Annotated in this window: 15 protein-coding genes and 1 pseudogene; 8 read left to right on the top strand and 8 right to left on the bottom strand. The window is 70.8% G+C overall.

Annotated features, from left to right (window positions below; all coding sequences use genetic code 11):
• Positions 1 to 177 precede the first annotated feature (177 nt).
• The 3 genes from N4G66_RS16280 (at position 178) to N4G66_RS16270 (ending at position 3,615) form a co-directional block, all read left to right on the top strand.
• Entirely contained in the window at positions 178 to 1,044 is an 867-nt protein-coding gene (locus N4G66_RS16280; RefSeq protein ID WP_261704825.1) for a DUF3558 domain-containing protein, read from the top strand.
• Between the two features lie 146 nt (positions 1,045 to 1,190).
• Positions 1,191 to 2,090 carry a DUF3558 family protein gene (locus N4G66_RS16275; RefSeq protein WP_261704824.1) on the top strand — a complete coding sequence of 300 codons (900 nt, stop codon included), beginning with the start codon at positions 1,191 to 1,193 and terminating at the stop codon, positions 2,088 to 2,090.
• A 163-nt stretch (positions 2,091 to 2,253) separates the two neighbouring features.
• The gene (locus N4G66_RS16270) at positions 2,254 to 3,615 is read left to right on the top strand and encodes a DUF2637 domain-containing protein (protein ID WP_261704823.1); all 1,362 of its coding nucleotides are present in this window, start codon (positions 2,254 to 2,256) and stop codon (positions 3,613 to 3,615) included.
• A gap of 109 nt (positions 3,616 to 3,724) precedes the next feature.
• On the opposite strand, the gene lysS is transcribed toward N4G66_RS16270, so the two are convergent.
• Positions 3,725 to 5,491 carry a lysine--tRNA ligase gene (gene lysS / locus N4G66_RS16265; protein ID WP_261704954.1) on the bottom strand — a complete coding sequence of 589 codons (1,767 nt, stop codon included), beginning with the start codon at positions 5,489 to 5,491 and terminating at the stop codon, positions 3,725 to 3,727.
• A 158-nt stretch (positions 5,492 to 5,649) separates the two neighbouring features.
• On the opposite strand from lysS, the gene argS reads away from it, so the two are divergent.
• Both argS and N4G66_RS16255 read left to right on the top strand, forming a co-directional pair.
• Positions 5,650 to 7,419, top strand: a complete 1,770-nt coding sequence (gene argS / locus N4G66_RS16260) for an arginine--tRNA ligase (RefSeq protein WP_261704953.1) — start codon at positions 5,650 to 5,652, stop codon at positions 7,417 to 7,419.
• A gap of 228 nt (positions 7,420 to 7,647) precedes the next feature.
• Positions 7,648 to 8,526 (top strand): DUF4253 domain-containing protein, encoded by an 879-nt coding sequence (locus tag N4G66_RS16255; RefSeq protein ID WP_261704822.1) that lies wholly within the window; start codon positions 7,648 to 7,650, stop codon positions 8,524 to 8,526.
• Positions 8,527 to 8,574: 48 nt separating this feature from the next.
• Here the strand turns inward: N4G66_RS16255 and N4G66_RS16250 are convergent, their stop codons facing one another.
• The 3 genes and pseudogenes from N4G66_RS16250 to N4G66_RS16240 all read right to left on the bottom strand — a co-directional run bounded on the left by N4G66_RS16250 (position 8,575) and on the right by N4G66_RS16240 (position 11,684).
• Complete coding sequence (locus tag N4G66_RS16250) at positions 8,575 to 9,783, bottom strand: aminotransferase-like domain-containing protein (protein ID WP_261704821.1); 1,209 nt, start codon at positions 9,781 to 9,783, stop codon at positions 8,575 to 8,577.
• 193 nt (positions 9,784 to 9,976) lie between these two features.
• A pseudogene (locus tag N4G66_RS16245) lies at positions 9,977 to 10,186 on the bottom strand (SAM-dependent methyltransferase); the annotation flags it as partial.
• Between the two features lie 73 nt (positions 10,187 to 10,259).
• The gene (locus tag N4G66_RS16240; RefSeq protein ID WP_261704820.1) at positions 10,260 to 11,684 is read right to left on the bottom strand and encodes a helix-turn-helix domain-containing protein; all 1,425 of its coding nucleotides are present in this window, start codon (positions 11,682 to 11,684) and stop codon (positions 10,260 to 10,262) included.
• 209 nt (positions 11,685 to 11,893) lie between these two features.
• On the opposite strand from N4G66_RS16240, the gene N4G66_RS16235 reads away from it, so the two are divergent.
• Entirely contained in the window at positions 11,894 to 12,640 is a 747-nt protein-coding gene (locus tag N4G66_RS16235; RefSeq protein ID WP_261704819.1) for a DUF4232 domain-containing protein, read from the top strand.
• A 61-nt stretch (positions 12,641 to 12,701) separates the two neighbouring features.
• Here the strand turns inward: N4G66_RS16235 and hemB are convergent, their stop codons facing one another.
• The 4 genes from hemB to N4G66_RS16215 form a co-directional block, all read right to left on the bottom strand.
• Positions 12,702 to 13,694: a porphobilinogen synthase gene (gene hemB / locus N4G66_RS16230; protein WP_261704818.1), complete on the bottom strand. Its 993-nt coding sequence runs from the start codon at positions 13,692 to 13,694 to the stop codon at positions 12,702 to 12,704.
• Between the two features lie 171 nt (positions 13,695 to 13,865).
• A complete protein-coding gene (locus N4G66_RS16225; protein WP_261704817.1) occupies positions 13,866 to 14,216 on the bottom strand; it encodes a hypothetical protein in 351 nt (116 codons plus the stop codon).
• A 20-nt stretch (positions 14,217 to 14,236) separates the two neighbouring features.
• The gene (locus N4G66_RS16220; protein WP_261704816.1) at positions 14,237 to 15,271 is read right to left on the bottom strand and encodes a helix-turn-helix domain-containing protein; all 1,035 of its coding nucleotides are present in this window, start codon (positions 15,269 to 15,271) and stop codon (positions 14,237 to 14,239) included.
• Positions 15,272 to 15,556: 285 nt separating this feature from the next.
• The gene (locus tag N4G66_RS16215) at positions 15,557 to 15,991 is read right to left on the bottom strand and encodes an ATP-binding protein (RefSeq protein ID WP_391858827.1); all 435 of its coding nucleotides are present in this window, start codon (positions 15,989 to 15,991) and stop codon (positions 15,557 to 15,559) included.
• Positions 15,992 to 16,141: 150 nt separating this feature from the next.
• Between N4G66_RS16215 and N4G66_RS16210 the strand changes: the two genes are divergently transcribed.
• Together N4G66_RS16210 and N4G66_RS16205 are read left to right on the top strand one after the other, a co-directional pair.
• A complete protein-coding gene (locus N4G66_RS16210; RefSeq protein WP_261704814.1) occupies positions 16,142 to 16,984 on the top strand; it encodes a helix-turn-helix domain-containing protein in 843 nt (280 codons plus the stop codon).
• Positions 16,981 to 17,175 carry a DUF397 domain-containing protein gene (locus N4G66_RS16205; RefSeq protein WP_261704813.1) on the top strand — a complete coding sequence of 65 codons (195 nt, stop codon included), beginning with the start codon at positions 16,981 to 16,983 and terminating at the stop codon, positions 17,173 to 17,175. The genes N4G66_RS16210 and N4G66_RS16205 overlap by 4 nt, the downstream gene beginning before the upstream one ends.
• Positions 17,176 to 17,278 lie beyond the last annotated feature (103 nt).

The raw sequence follows: 17,278 nt of genomic DNA, 5'->3' as shown, positions 1-17,278 counted from the left end.
AACAGAAGTCTTAAATCGCAAAACCGGCGCCTAGGTCGACGTATGGGACAACGGACCGGCGTCCACGGCTGTGCGTGCGATACACATTGTCTCCAGGGGTCGCCCCCGTGCGGCAACCCAATAACCACAGGACACCCGGGCCGAAGCGCCGTCGGGACCGTCGAGAGGAGCCTGACCGTGCAGCGGAAGGCGTACGTATCTGGCGCCGCCGTGCTCCTCGCGGCATTGCTGGCGGGCTGCTCGGGCGGTTCGGGCGTGGGGAGTTCGGCTCCGGACTCCAAGGGCGGCGACACCGGCACGACGGCCCCGGTCGCCCAGCCGGGCAAGTACCGCACCCTCCCGGAGGCGTGCGGCGCGGCCGATCACGACACGCTCGACACACTGCTGCCCGGTATCCAGCAGATCGCCGACGAGACGCAGCAGGAGAAGGAGTACGAGGGCGACGCCACACTCACGTACGACACGGACCGGCGTGACGGCTGCAACTGGAAGGTGGAGTCCGCCTCCGGCACCGATCACCTCTTCGTCGACTTCGAGCGTGTGGTCTCGTACGACAACGCGGTGAGCGACGACAGCAAGGCCGAGGAGCTCTACGCCGTCAAGCAGACGGCGGCCGACCTTCCGGAGCCGGCCGCGTCCACGTCCGCGTCCGCCCCCGCTTCCGGCAGCGCCAGTCCGAGTCCCAGCGGCAGCGCCGCCACCCCCGCCGACGGCAACACCGGTGCCGTCGGCGACGACGGCGACGCCTCCGGCGCCCCTTCCGCCCCCTCGGCCTCCGCCTCCGCCTCGCAGGCTCCGGCCGATCTCCAGCCTCGCGTCCTCGACGATCTCGGCGACGAGGCATTCATCGACGACAAGCTGAGCACCGGCCCGTCGACGGCTCAGCAGCGCACGGTGACTGTGGTGTTCCGCACGTCGAACGTGATCGTGACGATCGAATACGCCGAGCAGCCGACGGCTTCCGCGAACACCCCGGACAGCGAGGAAATGCAGGACAGGGCGCGGAAACTGGCCCGGGAGCTGTCCGGCAAGCTCAACGGCTAGCGGCTCCTCGGCACCTGGGGCACCCCGGCGCAAATCCCCCGAAGGGGAACCGCCCAGGTGCCCCACCGCGTACCGTGACCCCTCGGACCCGACCGGCCGCACCCCCCATGTGCGGCCGTACCACGAGCGCCACGAGTGAAGGAACCATGCACCGACCAGTACAGCGAGTAGGCCGAGCACCGCGACTCACCCGCATCCTTGTCAGCGCAGCCGCCGTCCCGGTGATGCTCGTCGCCGCGGGCTGTTCCTCGGACTCCGGCTCCGGTGGCGACGCGCAGAAGAGCGCGAGCGCGGCCCCGGGAGCGACGGTGTCCGAGAGCGCCTCGACCCCCGCCGTAAAGCCCGCCGCGTACGCGACGCTTCCCAAGCCGTGCTCGGTACTGCCGAAGAAGACACTGGGCGAACTGGTCCCGAAGGGCTCCAAGGCGGGCAAGTCGGGCGAGTCGGACGACCTGGCCCAGCGCGGCAACTGCAATTGGAGCAGCCTCGACAACAACGGGGTGAAGGGCTCTCAGTTCCGCTGGCTGAACGTGGCGCTGCTCCGTTTCGATTCGGACGCGCGCGGCGCGGGCGACGAGCAGGCGCACGCGTACTTCCAGAAGCAGGTCTTGGGCGCGCAGTCGGTTGCGGGCGCGCTGGACAGCAGGTCGGCGCCGGTCGCCGGGACGGGCGACGAGGCGACGGCCGTGCGGTACGGGCTGAAGAAGAAGGAAGGCTCCTTCAAGCAGCAGACGATCGTGGCGCGTGTGGAGAACGTGGTCGTCACGGTCGACTACAACGGTGCCGGCCTCGCGGGTGAGAAGACCCCGGACGCGGCCGGCCTGCTGAAGGCCGCCGAGAAGGCCACCAAGGAGGCGGTGGCCGCGGTGGCCGCCGCGAACGAGGACGGCGGCGCGGCGAGCACCGCCTCACCGGCCCCCGCCTCCTCGTCGAAGGCGCCGTCGGCCTCGCCGTCCAGGAGCGCCGCCAAGGACTCGTCCAAGACCGCCGGCGGGACCGGCTCCGCGAGCGCTTCGCCGTCGAAGTCGGCGGCAAAGAGGAACTGACCCGGTTACGACCGGTTCCGGAGCTCAACTCACGGCTCCGGCAGGACAGTCAAGGGGGTCCGGTTCCCTCGGGGACCGGGCTCCGCCCATACCGCGCATCCGTATGCCACACACATGTGCCACTCTGTTGCGCGCAACAACACGCAAGGGGAGGGGAGTACAGGTGGCCGCGCCCATACAGCTGACACGGATGCACAAAATTCTCATCGGCGTGGTCGTCGCCGGTGCGCTCGTCATCGCCGGGATCGGCTTCGCCGGTTCGTACGCGGCGGTCCGAGAGCTGGCGATCAAGAAGGGCTTCGGGAACTTCTCGTACGTCTTCCCGATCGGCATCGACGCGGGTATCTGCGTCCTGCTCGCTCTGGACCTGCTGCTGACCTGGATCCGCATCCCGTTCCCCCTGCTGCGCCAGACCGCATGGGTGCTGACGGTGGCGACGATCGCGTTCAACGGCGCGGCGGCCTGGCCGGACCCGCTGGGTGTCGGCATGCACGCCGTCATCCCGGTCCTGTTCGTGGTCTCGGTCGAGGCGGCCCGGCACGCGACCGGCCGAATAGCCGACATCACCGCCGACAAGCACATGGAGGGCGTCCGCCTCACCCGCTGGCTGCTCTCCCCGGTCCCCACGTTCCTGCTGTGGCGCCGGATGAAGCTGTGGGAACTGCGCTCCTACGAGCAGGTCATCAAACTGGAGCAGGAACGTCTCGTCTACCAGGCCCGCCTGAACTCCCGCTTCGGCCGCGCCTGGCGCCGCAAGGCCCCCGTGGAGTCCCTGATGCCGCTGCGCCTGGCGCGCTACGGCATCCCCCTGTCGGAGACGGCCCCGGCAGGTCTGGCGGCCGCGGGCATCGAGCCCGCGCTGCTGCCGCCGGCGCCCGCGCCCGTGCAGGCGTCCGTCCCGGTCGCCGCCGACCCGGGGCCCGAGCATCGGGAGCTGGAGTCGAACGGGGGCGACGGACGGCAGCAGCCGCCCGGGTACGGTCAGCAGGGCGGCCAGTACCAGGGGCAGTACGAGGACCGGCGTCAGGGCCAGTACCAGGGTCAGGGCCAGGCGGAGGAGCCGGTCAGGAGCCCGTGGTTCGCCGCCCCCGATCCCCAGGAGATCCCGTACGACGGCGGTTACGACCCGTCGTTCGCGCAGGAGGAGCAGTACCAGCAGTGGTACGCCGAGCAGGAGTCGCAGGCGTACGAGCCCGGCCCGGAGGAGACCGGCACTTTCCCTATCCCGGCGGGACCCGGCCGCACGCGCCAGCTGGGTGAGGGCGGCGGCCCGGAGCAGCTGCCCATCCCGTCCCCGCGCGAGGAGCAGTCTCCGCTGGCCGACGAGAAGTCCCGCGAGGAGAGCTTCTACCAGGTGTTCCGCCAGTCGATAATGCCTGGTCAGGGTCTGCCGACGAAGGGTGAGTTCGGCGGCAACGTCGAAGCCACCTACGGCGTGACGCTCACGGACAGCGAGCTGCGGCGCTACATGAACCGCTTCCAGAACCGTTTCAACGCGGAGCTGGAGGAGAACCACATCGCGTAGGCACGTCGGCGCGTGAGCGCCCGGGCGTGTGAGGTCGTGAGGCTGTACGAGGAAGGGCGCCCGGTGATCACCGGGCGCCCTTCCTCGTACTCCGTACAACCGTGTGCGGTTACGCGCTGAGCAGCTTGCGCACCCGGTCCTGCCCGACGGCGAGCAGCAGGGTGGGCAGGCGCGGCCCGGTGTCGCGGCCGACGAGCAGGTGGTAGAGCCGGGCGAAGAAGGTGCGCTGGGCGACCTTGATCTCGGCGGGGAGTTCCTTCGCGGTGGCGTCGGCGGGGAAGCCCGCCTGGACCTTGGGAACGCCGTAGACGAGGTGGGTGAGGCCGTCCAGGGACCAGTTCCGCTCCAGTCCGTCGAGGAGCAGGCGCAGCGACTCGCGGCCCTGGTCGTCGAGGGACTTCAGGAGCTCGACGTCGGGCTCGTCGCGCACGACGGTGCGCTCCTCGGCGGGGACCTGGGTGTTGATCCAGGTCTCGGCCTTGTCGAGGCGGGGGCGGACCTCGTCCAGGGACGCGAGCGGGTTCTCGGGGTCGAGCTCGCTCAGGATGCGCAGGGTCTGGTCCTCGGCGCCGGCGGTGATGTCGGCGACGGAGGCGAGGGTGCGGTACGCCATCGGGCGGGGGGTCCTGGGCAGGTCCCCGGCGGCGGTGCCGACGGCGCGGGTGTACGCGGCGGCGTCGGCCGGGAGGACCGATCCGTCGGCGACCTTGCCGGCGAGCTTGTCCCACTCGTCGTAGAGCCGCTGGATCTCCTGGTCGAAGGCGATCTTGAAGGACTGGTTGGGGCGGCGGCGGGCGTACAGCCAGCGCAGCAGCTGCGGTTCCATGATCTGGAGCGCGTCGGCCGCGGTGGGGACCCCGCCCTTGCTGCTGGACATCTTGGCCATGCCGGAGATGCCGACGAAGGCGTACATCGGTCCGATGGGCTGCTTGCCGCCGAAGAGCCCGACGATCTGCCCGCCGACCTGGAAGGAGGATCCCGGGGAGGAGTGGTCGACGCCGCTCGGCTCGAAGACGACGCCTTCGTAGGCCCAGCGCATGGGCCAGTCGACCTTCCAGACCAGCTTGCCGCGGTTGAACTCGCTGAGCAGGACGGTCTCGGCGAAGCCGCAGGCGGAGCAGGTGTACGACAGCTCCGTCGTGGTGTCGTCGTAGGCCGTGACGGTGGTCAGGTCCTTCTCGCACTGCCCGCAGTAGGGCTTGTACGGGTAGTACCCGGAGGTGGAGCTGCCGTCGTCCTCGGCTGCGGCGCCCGATCCCTCGGCGGCTTCGAGTTCGGCCTCGTCGACCGGCTTCTGGCCCTGCTGCTTCTTGGCGGGGGCCTTCTTGGTCCGGTACTGGTCGAGGATCGCGTCGATGTCGCCGCGGTGCTTCATCGCGAACAGGATCTGCTCGCGGTAGGTGCCCGCGGTGTACTGCTCGGTCTGGCTGATCCCGTCGTACTCGACGCCGAGCTCGGCCAGCGCCGCGGTCATGGCGGCCTTGAAGTGCTCGGCCCAGTTCGGGTACGCCGAGCCCTTGGGGGCCGGCACGGAGGTCAGCGGCTTGCCGATGTGCTCGGCCCAGGAGTCGTCGACGCCCGGGATGCCGAGGGGGACCTTGCGGTAGCGGTCGTAGTCGTCCCAGGAGATCAGGTGGCGCACGGTGTGCCCGCGGCGGCGGATCTCGTCGGCGACGAGGTGCGGGGTCATGACCTCGCGGAGGTTGCCGAGGTGGATCGGGCCGGACGGGGAGAGCCCGGACGCGACGACAACAACCGGTGCGTCAGCGCCAGAGTCTTTCGCGCCCGGGGCCCGACGCTCCGACTCCTCGATGACCTCGTCCGCGAAACGGGAGACCCAGTCGGTGGTCTCGGTGCTCTGAGCCACGATGCGCACGTCCTTCTTTCTCAATACGCCAGTACAGCTGACGCGGCCATTCTCCCAGCTCGGGCCTCAACCGCGAAAACGGCTTTTCACCGCGTGGGATACTGGCTTTCCCTGTACTCACCTTGTACTCGGAAAACCCGGAACCCGAGCAGAACGGCAGCCACTCCATGGCCTCGGTCACGTCCCTCACCGCTTCCGTCCATCAGCGCCTCGCGGACGCCCTCTCGGCAGCTCTGCCGGAGGCCGGTTCCGCGGACCCGCTGCTGCGCCGAAGCGACCGGGCCGACTTCCAGGCCAACGGGATCCTGGCCCTCGCCAAGAAGGCGAAGGCGAACCCGCGCGAGCTGGCGACGCAGGTCGTGGCCCGGGTCGAGTCGGGTGACGTGATCAAGGACATCGAGGTCTCCGGGCCCGGTTTCCTGAACATCACGATCACCGACCGGGCGATCGTGGCGAACCTGGCGGAGCGGTACGCGGACGGCGCGCGCGTCGGTGTGCCCCTCGCGGAGCACCCGGGCACGACGGTGATCGACTACGCGCAGCCGAACGTGGCGAAGGAGATGCACGTCGGGCATCTGCGGTCCGCGGTCATCGGTGACGCGGTCGTGCGGATCCTGGAGTTCACCGGCGAGTCCGTCGTGCGCCGGCACCACATCGGCGACTGGGGCACCCAGTTCGGCATGCTCATCCAGTACCTGATCGAGCACCCGCACGAGCTGGACCACAAGGGCGGCGAGGTCTCCGGCGAGGAGGCCATGTCGAACCTGAACCGGCTCTACAAGGCGGCGCGGACCGTCTTCGACTCCGACGAGGAGTTCAAGACGCGGGCGCGGCGCCGGGTGGTGGACCTCCAGGCGGGTGAACCCGAGACGCTGGCCATGTGGCAGAGGTTCGTGGACGAGTCGAAGATCTACTTCTACTCGGTCTTCGACAAGCTGGACATGGAGATCCACGACGCCGACGTGGTGGGCGAGTCGGGCTACAACGACATGCTGGACGAGACCTGCCGGCTCCTGGAGGAGTCGGGCGTGGCGGTCCGCTCGGACGGCGCGCTCTGCGTGTTCTTCGACGACGTGAAGGGCCCGGACGGCAACCCGGTGCCGCTGATCGTGAAGAAGTCGGACGGCGGCTACGGCTACGCGGCCACCGACCTGTCCGCGATCCGTGACCGGGTCGTCAACCTGAAGGCCGACAGCCTGATCTACGTGGTGGACGCCCGGCAGTCCCTGCACTTCAAGATGGTCTTCGAGACCGCGCGCAGGGCCGGCTGGCTGAACGACGACGTCAAGGCCCACCAGCTCGCCTTCGGCACGGTGCTGGGCAAGGACGGCAAGCCGTTCAAGACGCGTGAGGGCGAGACGGTCCGGCTGGTCGACCTCCTCGACGAGGCGATCGACCGGGCGACGGCCGTCGTGCGGGAGAAGGCCGAGAAGGTGGGCCTGAGCGAGCCGGAGATCGAGGAGAACGGCCGGTACGTCGGCATCGGCGCCGTGAAGTACGCGGACCTCTCCACCTCCGCCGTCCGGGACTACAAGTTCGACCTGGACCAGATGGTGTCGCTGAACGGTGACACGTCCGTGTACCTCCAGTACGCGTACGCCCGTATCCGGTCGATCTTCGGCAAGGCCGGCGAGCGTACGCCGGTGGCCCACCCGGAGCTCGAACTGGCCCCGGCGGAGCGGGCACTCGGTCTGCACCTGGACCGGTTCGGCGAGACGCTGGAGGAGGTCGCCGCCGAGTACGCCCCGCACAAGCTGGCGGCGTACCTGTACCAACTGGCCTCGATCCTCACGACGTTCTACGACCAGTGCCCGGTCATCAAGCCGGCCCCGGCGCAGGAGGTCGCGGAGAACCGCCTGTTCCTCTGCGACCTGACGGCCCGCACGCTCCACCAGGGCATGACCCTGCTGGGCATCAGGACGCCCGAGCGGCTCTGATCACGGCTCCGCGAAGAGCCCCGCACCCTGGTGACCGGGGTGCGGGGCTCTTCCCCGTCCAAGTCCAAGTTCGTGGTTCGGCAAGGTGGCCGCGGTCCACCTCCGCGACTCCAAGAACCCCGAAGACGGCCCCGTCCTGCGGGTCGCCCCGGGGCCTGGGCCGCGTTCACCGCGGCCCAGTAGGAAGCGGGCCGCCCGTTGTCAGTGGTGGCCCCTACAGTCACCGGCATGGCGACTCTTCCCAATCCGCTGCCGCGGCTGGCGGCAGACCCGAGTGGGCGCACGCTCGGGCTTCAGCTCCCCGCCGGGAGACTCATCGACACGACCCACGACGGGACGTGGCACGAGCCGCTGCTGTGGCATGCCGGGGAGCGGCCCGCCCCGGGGGACCGGACCGCGTTGAGCCCCGCACGGGCGTCGGGCCTGCTGCCCGTACTGCTGGACGTCGGTGGCGCGCAGAAGGGTCCCGAGGAATGGGAGTTGATGCCCGACGAGATGTCGTACCCCGGGGATCACGACGCCGACGAGGTGCTGGCCGACTTCTGGGAGCAGTACGCGGCGGACGAACTCGACGGCGACAAGGAGTACGCGAGCAGGGAGGTCGTGGAGAGCCTCTTCGGCAAGCCGGACCCCTATGACGCGACCGTCGCGCCGTACGGCCCCACATGGCCGGGGCTCGCCGACGCCACGCCGCTGGAGGCCGATCCGGACGCCCGCGCCGCGGAGATCTCCGACGCCCTCGCGGACAGCGGCTCGTGGCTGAAGGAGCCGCGCCTCGCGCTCGTTCCGGCGCGCCGCAGCGCCGACATCCCGGCGGCGCTCGGCTGGGCGGGCCCGCTGAACTACGAGAACGACGTGGCGCGCCTGTGCGCCGTCCTCCGTTCCTGGGAGGACCGTTTCGGGATACGGGTGGTGGCCCTGACCTTCGATCAGTTGGTGCTGTCCGTCGCGGCGCCTCCGACGACCATGACGGAGGCCGAGGCGGTCGCCGCCGAGCACTTCGCCTTCTGCCCGGACAACATCACCCAGGGCCACCACACGACCCTGCGCGAGTACGCCGAGCAGGAGGTGCTGAACGAACGGGTGTGGTCCTTCTGGTGGGACTGATCCCTTCCCCCGTCCGGACGAGCCGCTCCCCCGTCGGGACGGGACTGCCTAGCCCCGCAACCCCGCCCCCAGCCGGCGCAGCCCCTCCGCGATCTCGGCCGGGGTCTGGGTGACGAAGCACAGGCGCAGGGTCGATGTCTCCGGCGGGCCCGCGTAGAAGGGCGCGCCGGGTACGTACGCCACACCCTGCTCCACCACTCGGCGGAGCAGGGCCGTGGTGTCGTACGGCTCGGGAAGGCGTGCCCAGAGGAACATGCCGCCTTCCGGGCGGGTCCAGGTCGACCCGGCCGGGAGGGCGGCGCCGATTCCGGCGAGCATGGCGTCGCGCCGTTCGCGGTAGACGGACGCGACCCGCGCCACATGGGCGTCCAGGTCGCGGTCGGCCAGATAACGGGCGGCGGCGAGCTGGTTGACGGTCGGGGTGTGCAGGTCGGCGGCCTGCTTGGCGACGGTGCACGCGCGCCGCAGTGCCGCGGGCGCACGCAGCCAGCCCAGGCGCATGCCGGGTGCCATCACCTTGGAGAAGGACCCGAGGAGCACGGTCCGGTCCCCGGCGCCCTCGTGGGAGGCGATCCACGGAACCCGCTCGCCTTCGAAGCGCAGCTCTCCGTACGGGTCGTCCTCGACGATCCACAGACCGCGCGCGGCGGCGACGCGGGCGATGGCGGCCCGCCGCTCGCCCGGCAGGGTGCGCCCGGTCGGGTTCTGGAAGGTGGGCACGGTGTAGAGCAGCTTCGGGCGCTCCCGGGTCACCAGTTCGTCGAGGGCTTCGGGGTCGATGCCGTCCTCGTCGCCCGGCACGGCCAGCACCCGCGCCCCCGCGAAGGCGAACGCCTGAAGTGCCGCGAGATAGCAGGGGCTTTCGACGAGGACGGTGTCGCCGGGTTCCAGCAGGGCGGTGGCGAGCAGGGACAGCGCCTGCTGCGAGCCGGTGGTGACGAGGATGTCGTCGGGTCCGGTCGGCAGTCCGCGTGCGCTCGTGCGGTCGGCGAGGGCCGTCCGCAGCGACGGTTCGCCCTCGGTCGTCGAGTACTGAAGAGCCCGTTCGGGTTCCTCGGCGAGGACGTCCCGGAACGCGGCCGCGATGCCGTCCGCGTCGAACAGTTCCGGGGCCGGCAGCCCGCCCGCGAAGTTGATCACCTCGGGGCGGGCCGTGACCGCGAGGATGTCCCGTACCGGCGAACCGCCGATCGCGGTGGCTCTCGCGGCGAGCGGGGGCACGGGTGCGGTCGTGGCGGCGGGTTCGGTGACGGTCACGGTGACGGCTCCTTGTCCTTGCGGGCGGCCCGTCGCGGTTCTCACCGGCTGCCCTCGGGGTCCTTGCGGGCGGCCCGTCGCGCCGGGGTCCGCTCGTGCCCGCACCCTAGGCCGGTGCGTGTCGCCCGCACCCGTCGATTCCGGGATACGGACATGGGGACGGACAGCAACTCGCCGACGGCATACAGGGTTTGACGCCCGTCGCCACGTACACGCGGTTGTGCCGGACGTCGAGGTAACCCCGGGGACCGGCGGCGAGCGCGGCGGCGGCCGCGTTCCGGTCGACCGGGTGGTTGTCCTTGCCGCCGAGGAAGACGTCGTAGACCCGGGCGGGGTGCGCCTTGATGGTGTCGATCCTCCTTCTCAGCTCCGCGGGGTCCTGGCCGAGGACGTCACCGGACATGGGGCACCTCCCTGGGGGCGCGTCATTCAACGGCCAACAACCCAACCTCTGAAGGGACTTGCTCGTGCTCCGATCACTCGGTGGGAGCCGGTACCCACTCGCTGCCGCCCAGCGGATGGTTGTACACGGGCCGGCCCGTGTTCCCGCTCGTCCGGAACGGCTTCCCGTGGTCGTCGACGCGCACCGTGCCACTCTTGGTCCCGCTGGACCAGTCGAGTTCCAGGTACCAACTGACGTCGTGCGCCCGTGCGTCCGCGACCACGTAGAAGACCTCGGGATCGGACTCGCTGACCTTGTACGGGAAGTCCCGCTGCCCGCCCTTGAGCGCGGTCACGGGCTGCCCCACGTCGAGGTCCACGGTGAACGACTTCGTCTCGACACCTCCGCCACAGCCCACGCCCATCGCGTAGTCGTTCCAAGCGAGCGGAACGTCCTTCCGCACCACCCGCACGTGCAGTGCTTCCACGACGACGGTCGCCCTGCCCGTGCCCTGCACCGTCAGGGCGAGCATCTGCTCCCCGCTCGCGACCCCGCCGAGCGCGGTGACCCAGCCGCGTGCGTCCGACTCGTTCGGCGGCGGCGGCGGCACCTGCGGGGCGTCCCGGTTCACCAGGTAGTGCTGACTGCACGGGTCGTCCCACTTGTACGCGTCGGCGACGACGGCCGGTGCGCCGGCGCCGTCCCCGGCCGCGCCGTCCCCGGCCGCGCTGTCCTGCGGGACGGGTCCGCCGATCGACGAGACGGACGCCTTGGGACTGCCGCCGTGCGAGGCGGACGCCGAGGCCGATCCCCGGTGGGCCTCGGGCGTCGAACGGCCACCCTGCGCGCTCCGGGTCCCCGCAGTCCGCGGCACGCCGAGGGCGACGGCCTCTCCCTTGGAGTCGTCGCCACCGCCGTCCGACCCGAAGTGAACGGCCAGTGTGGTGGACACGATCGCGGCCAGCGCGGCGGCGACGGCACCGGCGAGCAGCAGAGACCGCCGGCTCCGTTTCGCCGGTTCCTGCGCCGGCACAGGCACCGGCACTCGCACCGGCTCCGACCCGGGCACCGAAGCCGGATCCGGGGCCGGGGCCACGGTCTCCCGCCTCACCCGTGACACCGAATCCGTCGGGCTCCCGGCCGCCGCCCCGTCACCCGGGGCAGAGCCGGCCCCCTTGTCCGTGGTCGCCTCGGCGCCGTCCCCATCGCCTCCCGGGACCGCGACCGACGCCGACGCCGACGCCGCTGCCGGCGGGGTCCCCGCACCCGGGGCCTTCTGCCTCCGCAGCGCGTGCGCGAGGGCCCAGCTCCGGTGCAGCTCGATCAGCTCCTCCGGAGTCGCCCGGCACAGACGCGCGAGGCGCTCTACAGGCGCGTAATCCGTCGGTACGGCATCCCCGTTGACGTACCGGTGCAACGTGGACGTACTCACGTGCAGCCGTTTGGCGAGCACCCCGTAACTGAGCCCGGACCGGGCCTTCAGCTCCCGCAGCAGTCCCGTGAAATCGTCCCCCGCCACCGTTCCTCCATCCCCCGCGTCCCGGACCGTGTTCCAGGACAACACCGTTTTCCCAGCTCAGACCCTGTGCGAGCGTTCCAGCGTCCCGAATACCCCGGCGATGGTGGCAGCCGGGACGGAATACCGCACAAGCTTCGTTCATCCAAGCACGCCGCTCCCGCCGACCGGTCGAGCGGCCGACCCACCAGCGACACCCCAGGGGGATCACCATGTCCGCACGCACCACCCGGACCGCACGCACCGCCCGCACCCGCTTCCTCGCCGCCACGGCGGTCGCACTCGCCGCGCTCACTCTCACGGCGTGCAACGACGGCAACGGCGTACGCGGCGAGGGCCCGTCCGACACGTCCGCTTCCTCGGCGCAGCCGAGCGGCCCGGCAACCGACGCGGGTACGACGGCGAAGCCCGCGGGCAGCGGCACCGCGAGCTCCACGGGCGGCTCGAAGAGCACGTCCACGGCTGCCGGCTCCGCACAGAGCTCCGGCAAGAAGACCGGCACCGGCTCCAAGACCGGCTCCACCGGGCAGACCGGCTCCAAGACCGGCACCAGGAACGTCGCCTGCGACGGCTCCACGACGAAGACCACCGCGACCGCGGTGTCCCGTCCGCTCAACCACCTGCTGCTCACCGTCACCAACACCGGCACGAAGAACTGCGACCTGACGGGCTATCCGATCGCCCGGTTCGCCGAGGCCCAGTCCGTCCCGCCGGTCGCGGAGGAGACGCACCCGCAGGCGGTCGTGACCCTCGCCCCCGGCGAGTCGGGCTACGCCGGTGTACTGCTGTCGGCAGCCGACGGCAGCGGGGCCAACGGCTACACCGCCAAGACTCTGGAGATCGGCTTCGACAAGGGCCGCGGCGCGACTCCGGCCCTCCCCGCGAAGGGCGTCTACGTGGACGACAAGCTCACGGTGACGTACTGGCAGCAGACCCTGGACGCGGCGCTCGCGTACTGAGCGGGTCGGGGCCCCTATCGAGGTCGCCGGAACCGCCCGGACCGCCCCGACCGCCGGTCGGTCAGCGCAGCTTCAGCGCGGCCTCGGTCGCCCAGTACGTGAGGATGTTCTGGGCGCCGGCCCGCTTGATGCCGGTCAGGGTCTCCATGATCGCCTTGTCCCGGTCGATCCAGCCCTTCTCGGCGGCGGCCTCGATCATCGAGTACTCGCCGGAGATCTGGTAGGCGGCGACCGGCACGTCCACCGCGTCGGCGACGCGGGCGAGGATGTCGAGGTAGGGACCGGCGGGCTTCACCATCACCATGTCGGCGCCCTCCTCCAGGTCCAGCGCCAACTCCCGCAGGGACTCCCGCGCGTTGGCCGGGTCCTGCTGGTACGTCTTGCGGTCGCCCTTGAGCGAGGAGCCGACGGCCTCCCGGAAGGGACCGAAGAAGGCGGAGGAGTACTTCACGGTGTAGGCGAGGATGGCCACGTCCTCGCGGCCGATCTGGTCGAGGGCGTCACGGATGACGCCGATCTGCCCGTCCATCATCCCGCTGGGGCCCACGACATGGGCGCCCGCGTCGGCCTGCACCTGGGCCATCTCGGCGTACCGCTCCAGGGTCGCGTCGTTGTCGACCCGGCCCTGGTCGTCGAGCACACCGCAGTGCCCGTGGTCGGTGGTCTCGTCGAGGCACAGGTCGGACATGACGAGCAGTTCGTCGCCGACCTCGGCGCGGACATCACGCAGGGCGACCTGCAGAATCCCGTCGGGGTCGGTGCCGGGCGTCCCCACGGCGTCCTTCTTCGCCTCCTCGGGAACCCCGAACAGCATGATCCCGGAGACCCCGGCCTCCAGCGCCTCCACGGCCGCCTTCTTCAGGCTGTCCCGCGTGTGCTGCACGACCCCGGGCATCGAGCTGATCGGCACCGGCTCGCTCACACCCTCGCGGACGAACGCGGGGAGGATGAAGTCGGCCGGGTGCAGCCGGGTCTCGGCGACCATCCGACGCATGGCAGGAGTGGTACGCAGCCGCCGGGGACGCGTACCGGGAAAGGATCCGTACTTCGTCATGCGCTCTACGCTACGCCCGCCACGGGGGCCCCTTTACCGACTCGGCGTCGGAGCCCGCCGGGCCCCTGGGCGGAGTCCGTCAGTCGTGGCTCCAGGGACGCAGCAGGCAGACATCCCAGGCGAATCACCGAAGTCTCGCCTGCTCGATATGCCCCGTCCCTCCTACGCCTCCTACGCCTCCTGCGTGGAAGCGGCCTCCGCTCCCGTCTCTCCGGTGACGAGCCGCAGGACGGGCTCCGGGGCGAACTCTCCGATCTCCAGGGCGGCGTCGCGCCAGTCGGCGCAGAGAGACAGAAGCTTCTCGGTGGTCCGGTCGCCGTGGGGCGGGGGAGGCTGGCAGGGCAGGTCGCGGTGGAGCATGGCCAGGGCGAACCGGACTCCCCACATGGCAGCCCCCGCGTACGGCTCGACGCCTGGGTCGTCACCGGTACCGGCATTTCGCAGGGCGTCGAGGGTGCTGGAGACCCGGAGCAGGTCGTGGTAGACGCCCGCGTAGGCGGAGTGGGCCGCGTGTACGTGCAAGGTCGTTCCTCTCGGGAGACTCAGACGAAGGCCGGTACGTCCGCCGGAGCCACGGGAGCTTCGCCGGGGCGGGCGGCACGGCAGTCACGGCACCACGCTCCCCGGAACGGCGCTCTGAAGCCCCTGTCGCAGCCGCCTTCGCAGGTCGCCATGGCGGGTGGAGGGGGCAGGGGCCGACTCGGGAGCGGCTCGGCCTCGCCTGTCCCCGGAAGGGATGACAGTGCCGGTGGAAGCAGGTCCAGCAGGCGGTTGCGGAGGAAGCCGGCCGGGTGTCGGACATGGAGGGGAAGGCCGTCGGTCAGGGCATGGATCACCGACGCTCTGCCGAGACCGTTCTCGAACCAGGCGACGACCAGGGGAGCCAGGCGTCGCACCTCCCGCCCGGACAGCGTCAACCGGATGTCGGTCCGGCGCAGCCCGGCGAGCAGTGCCTCCGCCTTGTCGTGGTGCTCGTCGCGGGACGGCTTCGGGGGCTCGGCGGTCTCGGCCTCGGTGGCCGATGTGCTGACGTGTACGGCGTCGGGTGCCGTGACCGGCTCGGGCACGGCGTCGCAGGGCAAGCCGCCGGAGGCGGGGAAGTCCGGAGCCGTGAGGTACGAGGCCGCCCGGTTCGGGGGCGGGGCAGCCGTCATCGGCGGGGCTGCCGGGGCGGCGGCCGTTTCCGGCTCTCCCTCCCGCCGGGCCCGGGTGAGCGCGGGGGCGTGGTACGCGTACGTACGGGTGATCATCTGCCCGGACGGGAGCCGCTCCCGGACCCGCTCGACGTAGCCGCGCGCCTCCAACTCCCGCAGCGCGCAGGCGATCCGGGCCCGCCCCTCGGGGAACCACTCGGCGAGGCTGCGGATGTCGACCCGCGCGCCCTCGGGCAGCGACAGGATGTGCACGGCGATCCCGACCGCGGTCGCGGAGAGCCCCCGGTGCTGGGCGAGGTGGTTCCCGACGATCGTGTACCGGTCGGGCTGGTACTCACGTACGTGCGTGACACCGGAGTGGGTGTCGTTGCGCCGTACTCCCTGACTCGGACGCAGGGCATCGATAAGCTTGGTGACAGCCATGGGGAAGGCCGACTTCCTCGTTGGTCAGGCCCTCGCACTGGGATTGCCGTCCCGGCGGGGGCCGAAGCATGTGTGGGGATGTTGAGTTGTGGGTGTTGCCTGCGGCGAGCGTGCAGGTCCGGACCGCCCGCGCGCCACCCGTACAGGCCTCTTTCACCCGCTCGTGTGACATGAGCCTGGTTTGGTTGGTTGGTCGGTTTTCCCCCAGGTTCTTTGGTCTTTTACCGCCCGCCGCCCCGAAGCTCCCGCCACCGAAGTACTCCTCACCGGGCTCCGGTTCGCGCGTCACCGGCGAGGCCCGAGATCGAGTTCCGCCCACACCGTCTTGCACGGCACCGGCCCCGACCGAACGCCCCAGCGGTCCGCGAACTCCGCCACGATCAGCAGCCCGTAGCCGGACTCGGCTTGCCCTCCGGCGCCGTCCCGCATCCGGGTGGGCCACCGTTCGCCCCGGGCGTCGGCGACCTCCACGCGCAGTGTCCGGGGAGCGAGGACGGACAGGGTGAGACGGAAACTCCGGCCGGGGACGCGGCCGTGCAGGACGGCGTTCGAGGCGAGTTCGGCGACGACGAGCCGGGCCGGGTCCAAGGGCAGTCCCCAGTCGTGCAGTTGCTCGGCGGCGAGCAGCCGGGCGAGGCGGGCGCCGCGCCGGGTGGCGGAGAGCGGCACCGAGAAATGGTGGAGCGGAGAGTGCACAGTTCGCTGATTCACGTGACTCAGCGTGTTCTCGCGTACGTAATCTGTGAAGGACGGCAGCCCGTGCGGACGGTGTCTGTCCGGGTGGCGTCCGGTTCTGTCCGGGCTGTACGGGGTGACCGGGGAGCCGGTGTCGGGTTGGGCAGGGAAGCGCGTGGCGGGAGGGCGGCGGGCGTGAGCGATGGGGACGCGGGGCTGGAGGACGACGAAGAGGCCGGGGCCGTGATGAGGACCGTCCAGCGTCAGCTGAAGCTGTGGCGGGAGTCGGCCGGGCTCACCCAGGCCGAGTTCGGGGCGGCCATCGGGTACGGGGAGGCGCAGGTCTCCTCCGTGGAACGGGGCCGACGCATCCCCCGGCCCGAGTACCTGGACCGCGCGGACGAGATCCTGTCGGCGGGCGGCAGACTCGCGGCACTGAAGGAGGACTTGGCCGAGGTCCGGTACCCGAAGAAGGTGCGGGACCTGAGGAGGCTGGAGGCCGACGCCATCGAACTCGGCGCCTACAACAACTCGGTGATTCATGGCTTGTTGCAGACCGAACAGTACGCACGGGCGATCTTCGACGCGCGCCGGCCACCGTTCAGTGAGGACGAGGTGGAACAACAGGTCGCGGCACGTTGCGCACGTCAGAACATCCTCGATCCCTCTGCGGGACCGCGCGTCTTCAGCTTCGTTCAGTGCGAGTCGACTCTGCGCAGGCCCATCGGGGGCAAGATGGTCATGCGACAGCAGCTCGAACGGCTGTTGGAGGTGAGCCAGTGGCGCAACGTGGACCTGCAAGTCCTGCCCCTCGACTGCGAGGAGAACGCGGGTACCGACGGTTCGTTCAGGCTCCTCAAGCTCAGAGACGGGGGCACCGTCGCGTTCAGTGAGGCGCCTCTCAGCAGCCGGGTGATGACCGACCCCAAGGAAACGACGGTCCTCGACATCCGCTACGGAGTCCTTCGCGCGCAGGCTCTCAGCCCCCAGGAGTCGTTGGCCTTCATCGAGAAAGCACTGGGAGACACGAAGACATGACGCTCAAGGCTTCCGCGGCCGACGCCAGGCCGGAGTGGATAAAGAGCAGCTACAGCACAGCTGACGGTCCCGACTGCGTAGAGGTGGCCGCCGTCCCGGCCCGCATCCTCGTCCGTGACTCCAAGAACCCCGACGGCCCCCGCCTCAGCCTCGCCCCGACCAGCTGGGCGGCCTTCCTGCCGTCCGCCTGACCGGCCGCACAACGAAGCACGCCCCGCCGTCTCCGTAAGAGACGGCGGGGCGTGTGCGCTTCAAGGACGCGGGGCGTGTGCCGGGTCGTGGACCGCGTCACGC

The sequence above is a fragment of the Streptomyces rhizosphaerihabitans genome, from assembly GCF_025399795.1.
GTDB classification, from domain to species: Bacteria; Actinomycetota; Actinomycetes; order Streptomycetales; family Streptomycetaceae; genus Streptomyces; species Streptomyces rhizosphaerihabitans.
The sequence above is the reverse complement of the archived record's forward strand: the minus strand, read 5'-3'. Positions and strand labels throughout refer to the sequence as shown.

Bases quoted from the DNA above. Each gene is read 5' to 3' on its own strand.
- N4G66_RS16205 (WP_261704813.1), top strand. From the start codon at position 16,981: ATGACGCTCAAGGCTTCCGCGGCCGACGCCAGGCCGGAGTGGATAAAG.
- argS (WP_261704953.1), top strand. From the start codon at position 5,650: ATGGCCTCGGTCACGTCCCTCACCGCTTCCGTCCATCAGCGCCTCGCG.
- hemB (WP_261704818.1), bottom strand. From the start codon at position 13,694: ATGACGAAGTACGGATCCTTTCCCGGTACGCGTCCCCGGCGGCTGCGT.
- N4G66_RS16275 (WP_261704824.1), top strand. From the start codon at position 1,191: ATGCACCGACCAGTACAGCGAGTAGGCCGAGCACCGCGACTCACCCGC.
- N4G66_RS16255 (WP_261704822.1), top strand. From the start codon at position 7,648: ATGGCGACTCTTCCCAATCCGCTGCCGCGGCTGGCGGCAGACCCGAGT.
- N4G66_RS16220 (WP_261704816.1), bottom strand. From the start codon at position 15,271: ATGGCTGTCACCAAGCTTATCGATGCCCTGCGTCCGAGTCAGGGAGTA.
- N4G66_RS16235 (WP_261704819.1), top strand. From the start codon at position 11,894: ATGTCCGCACGCACCACCCGGACCGCACGCACCGCCCGCACCCGCTTC.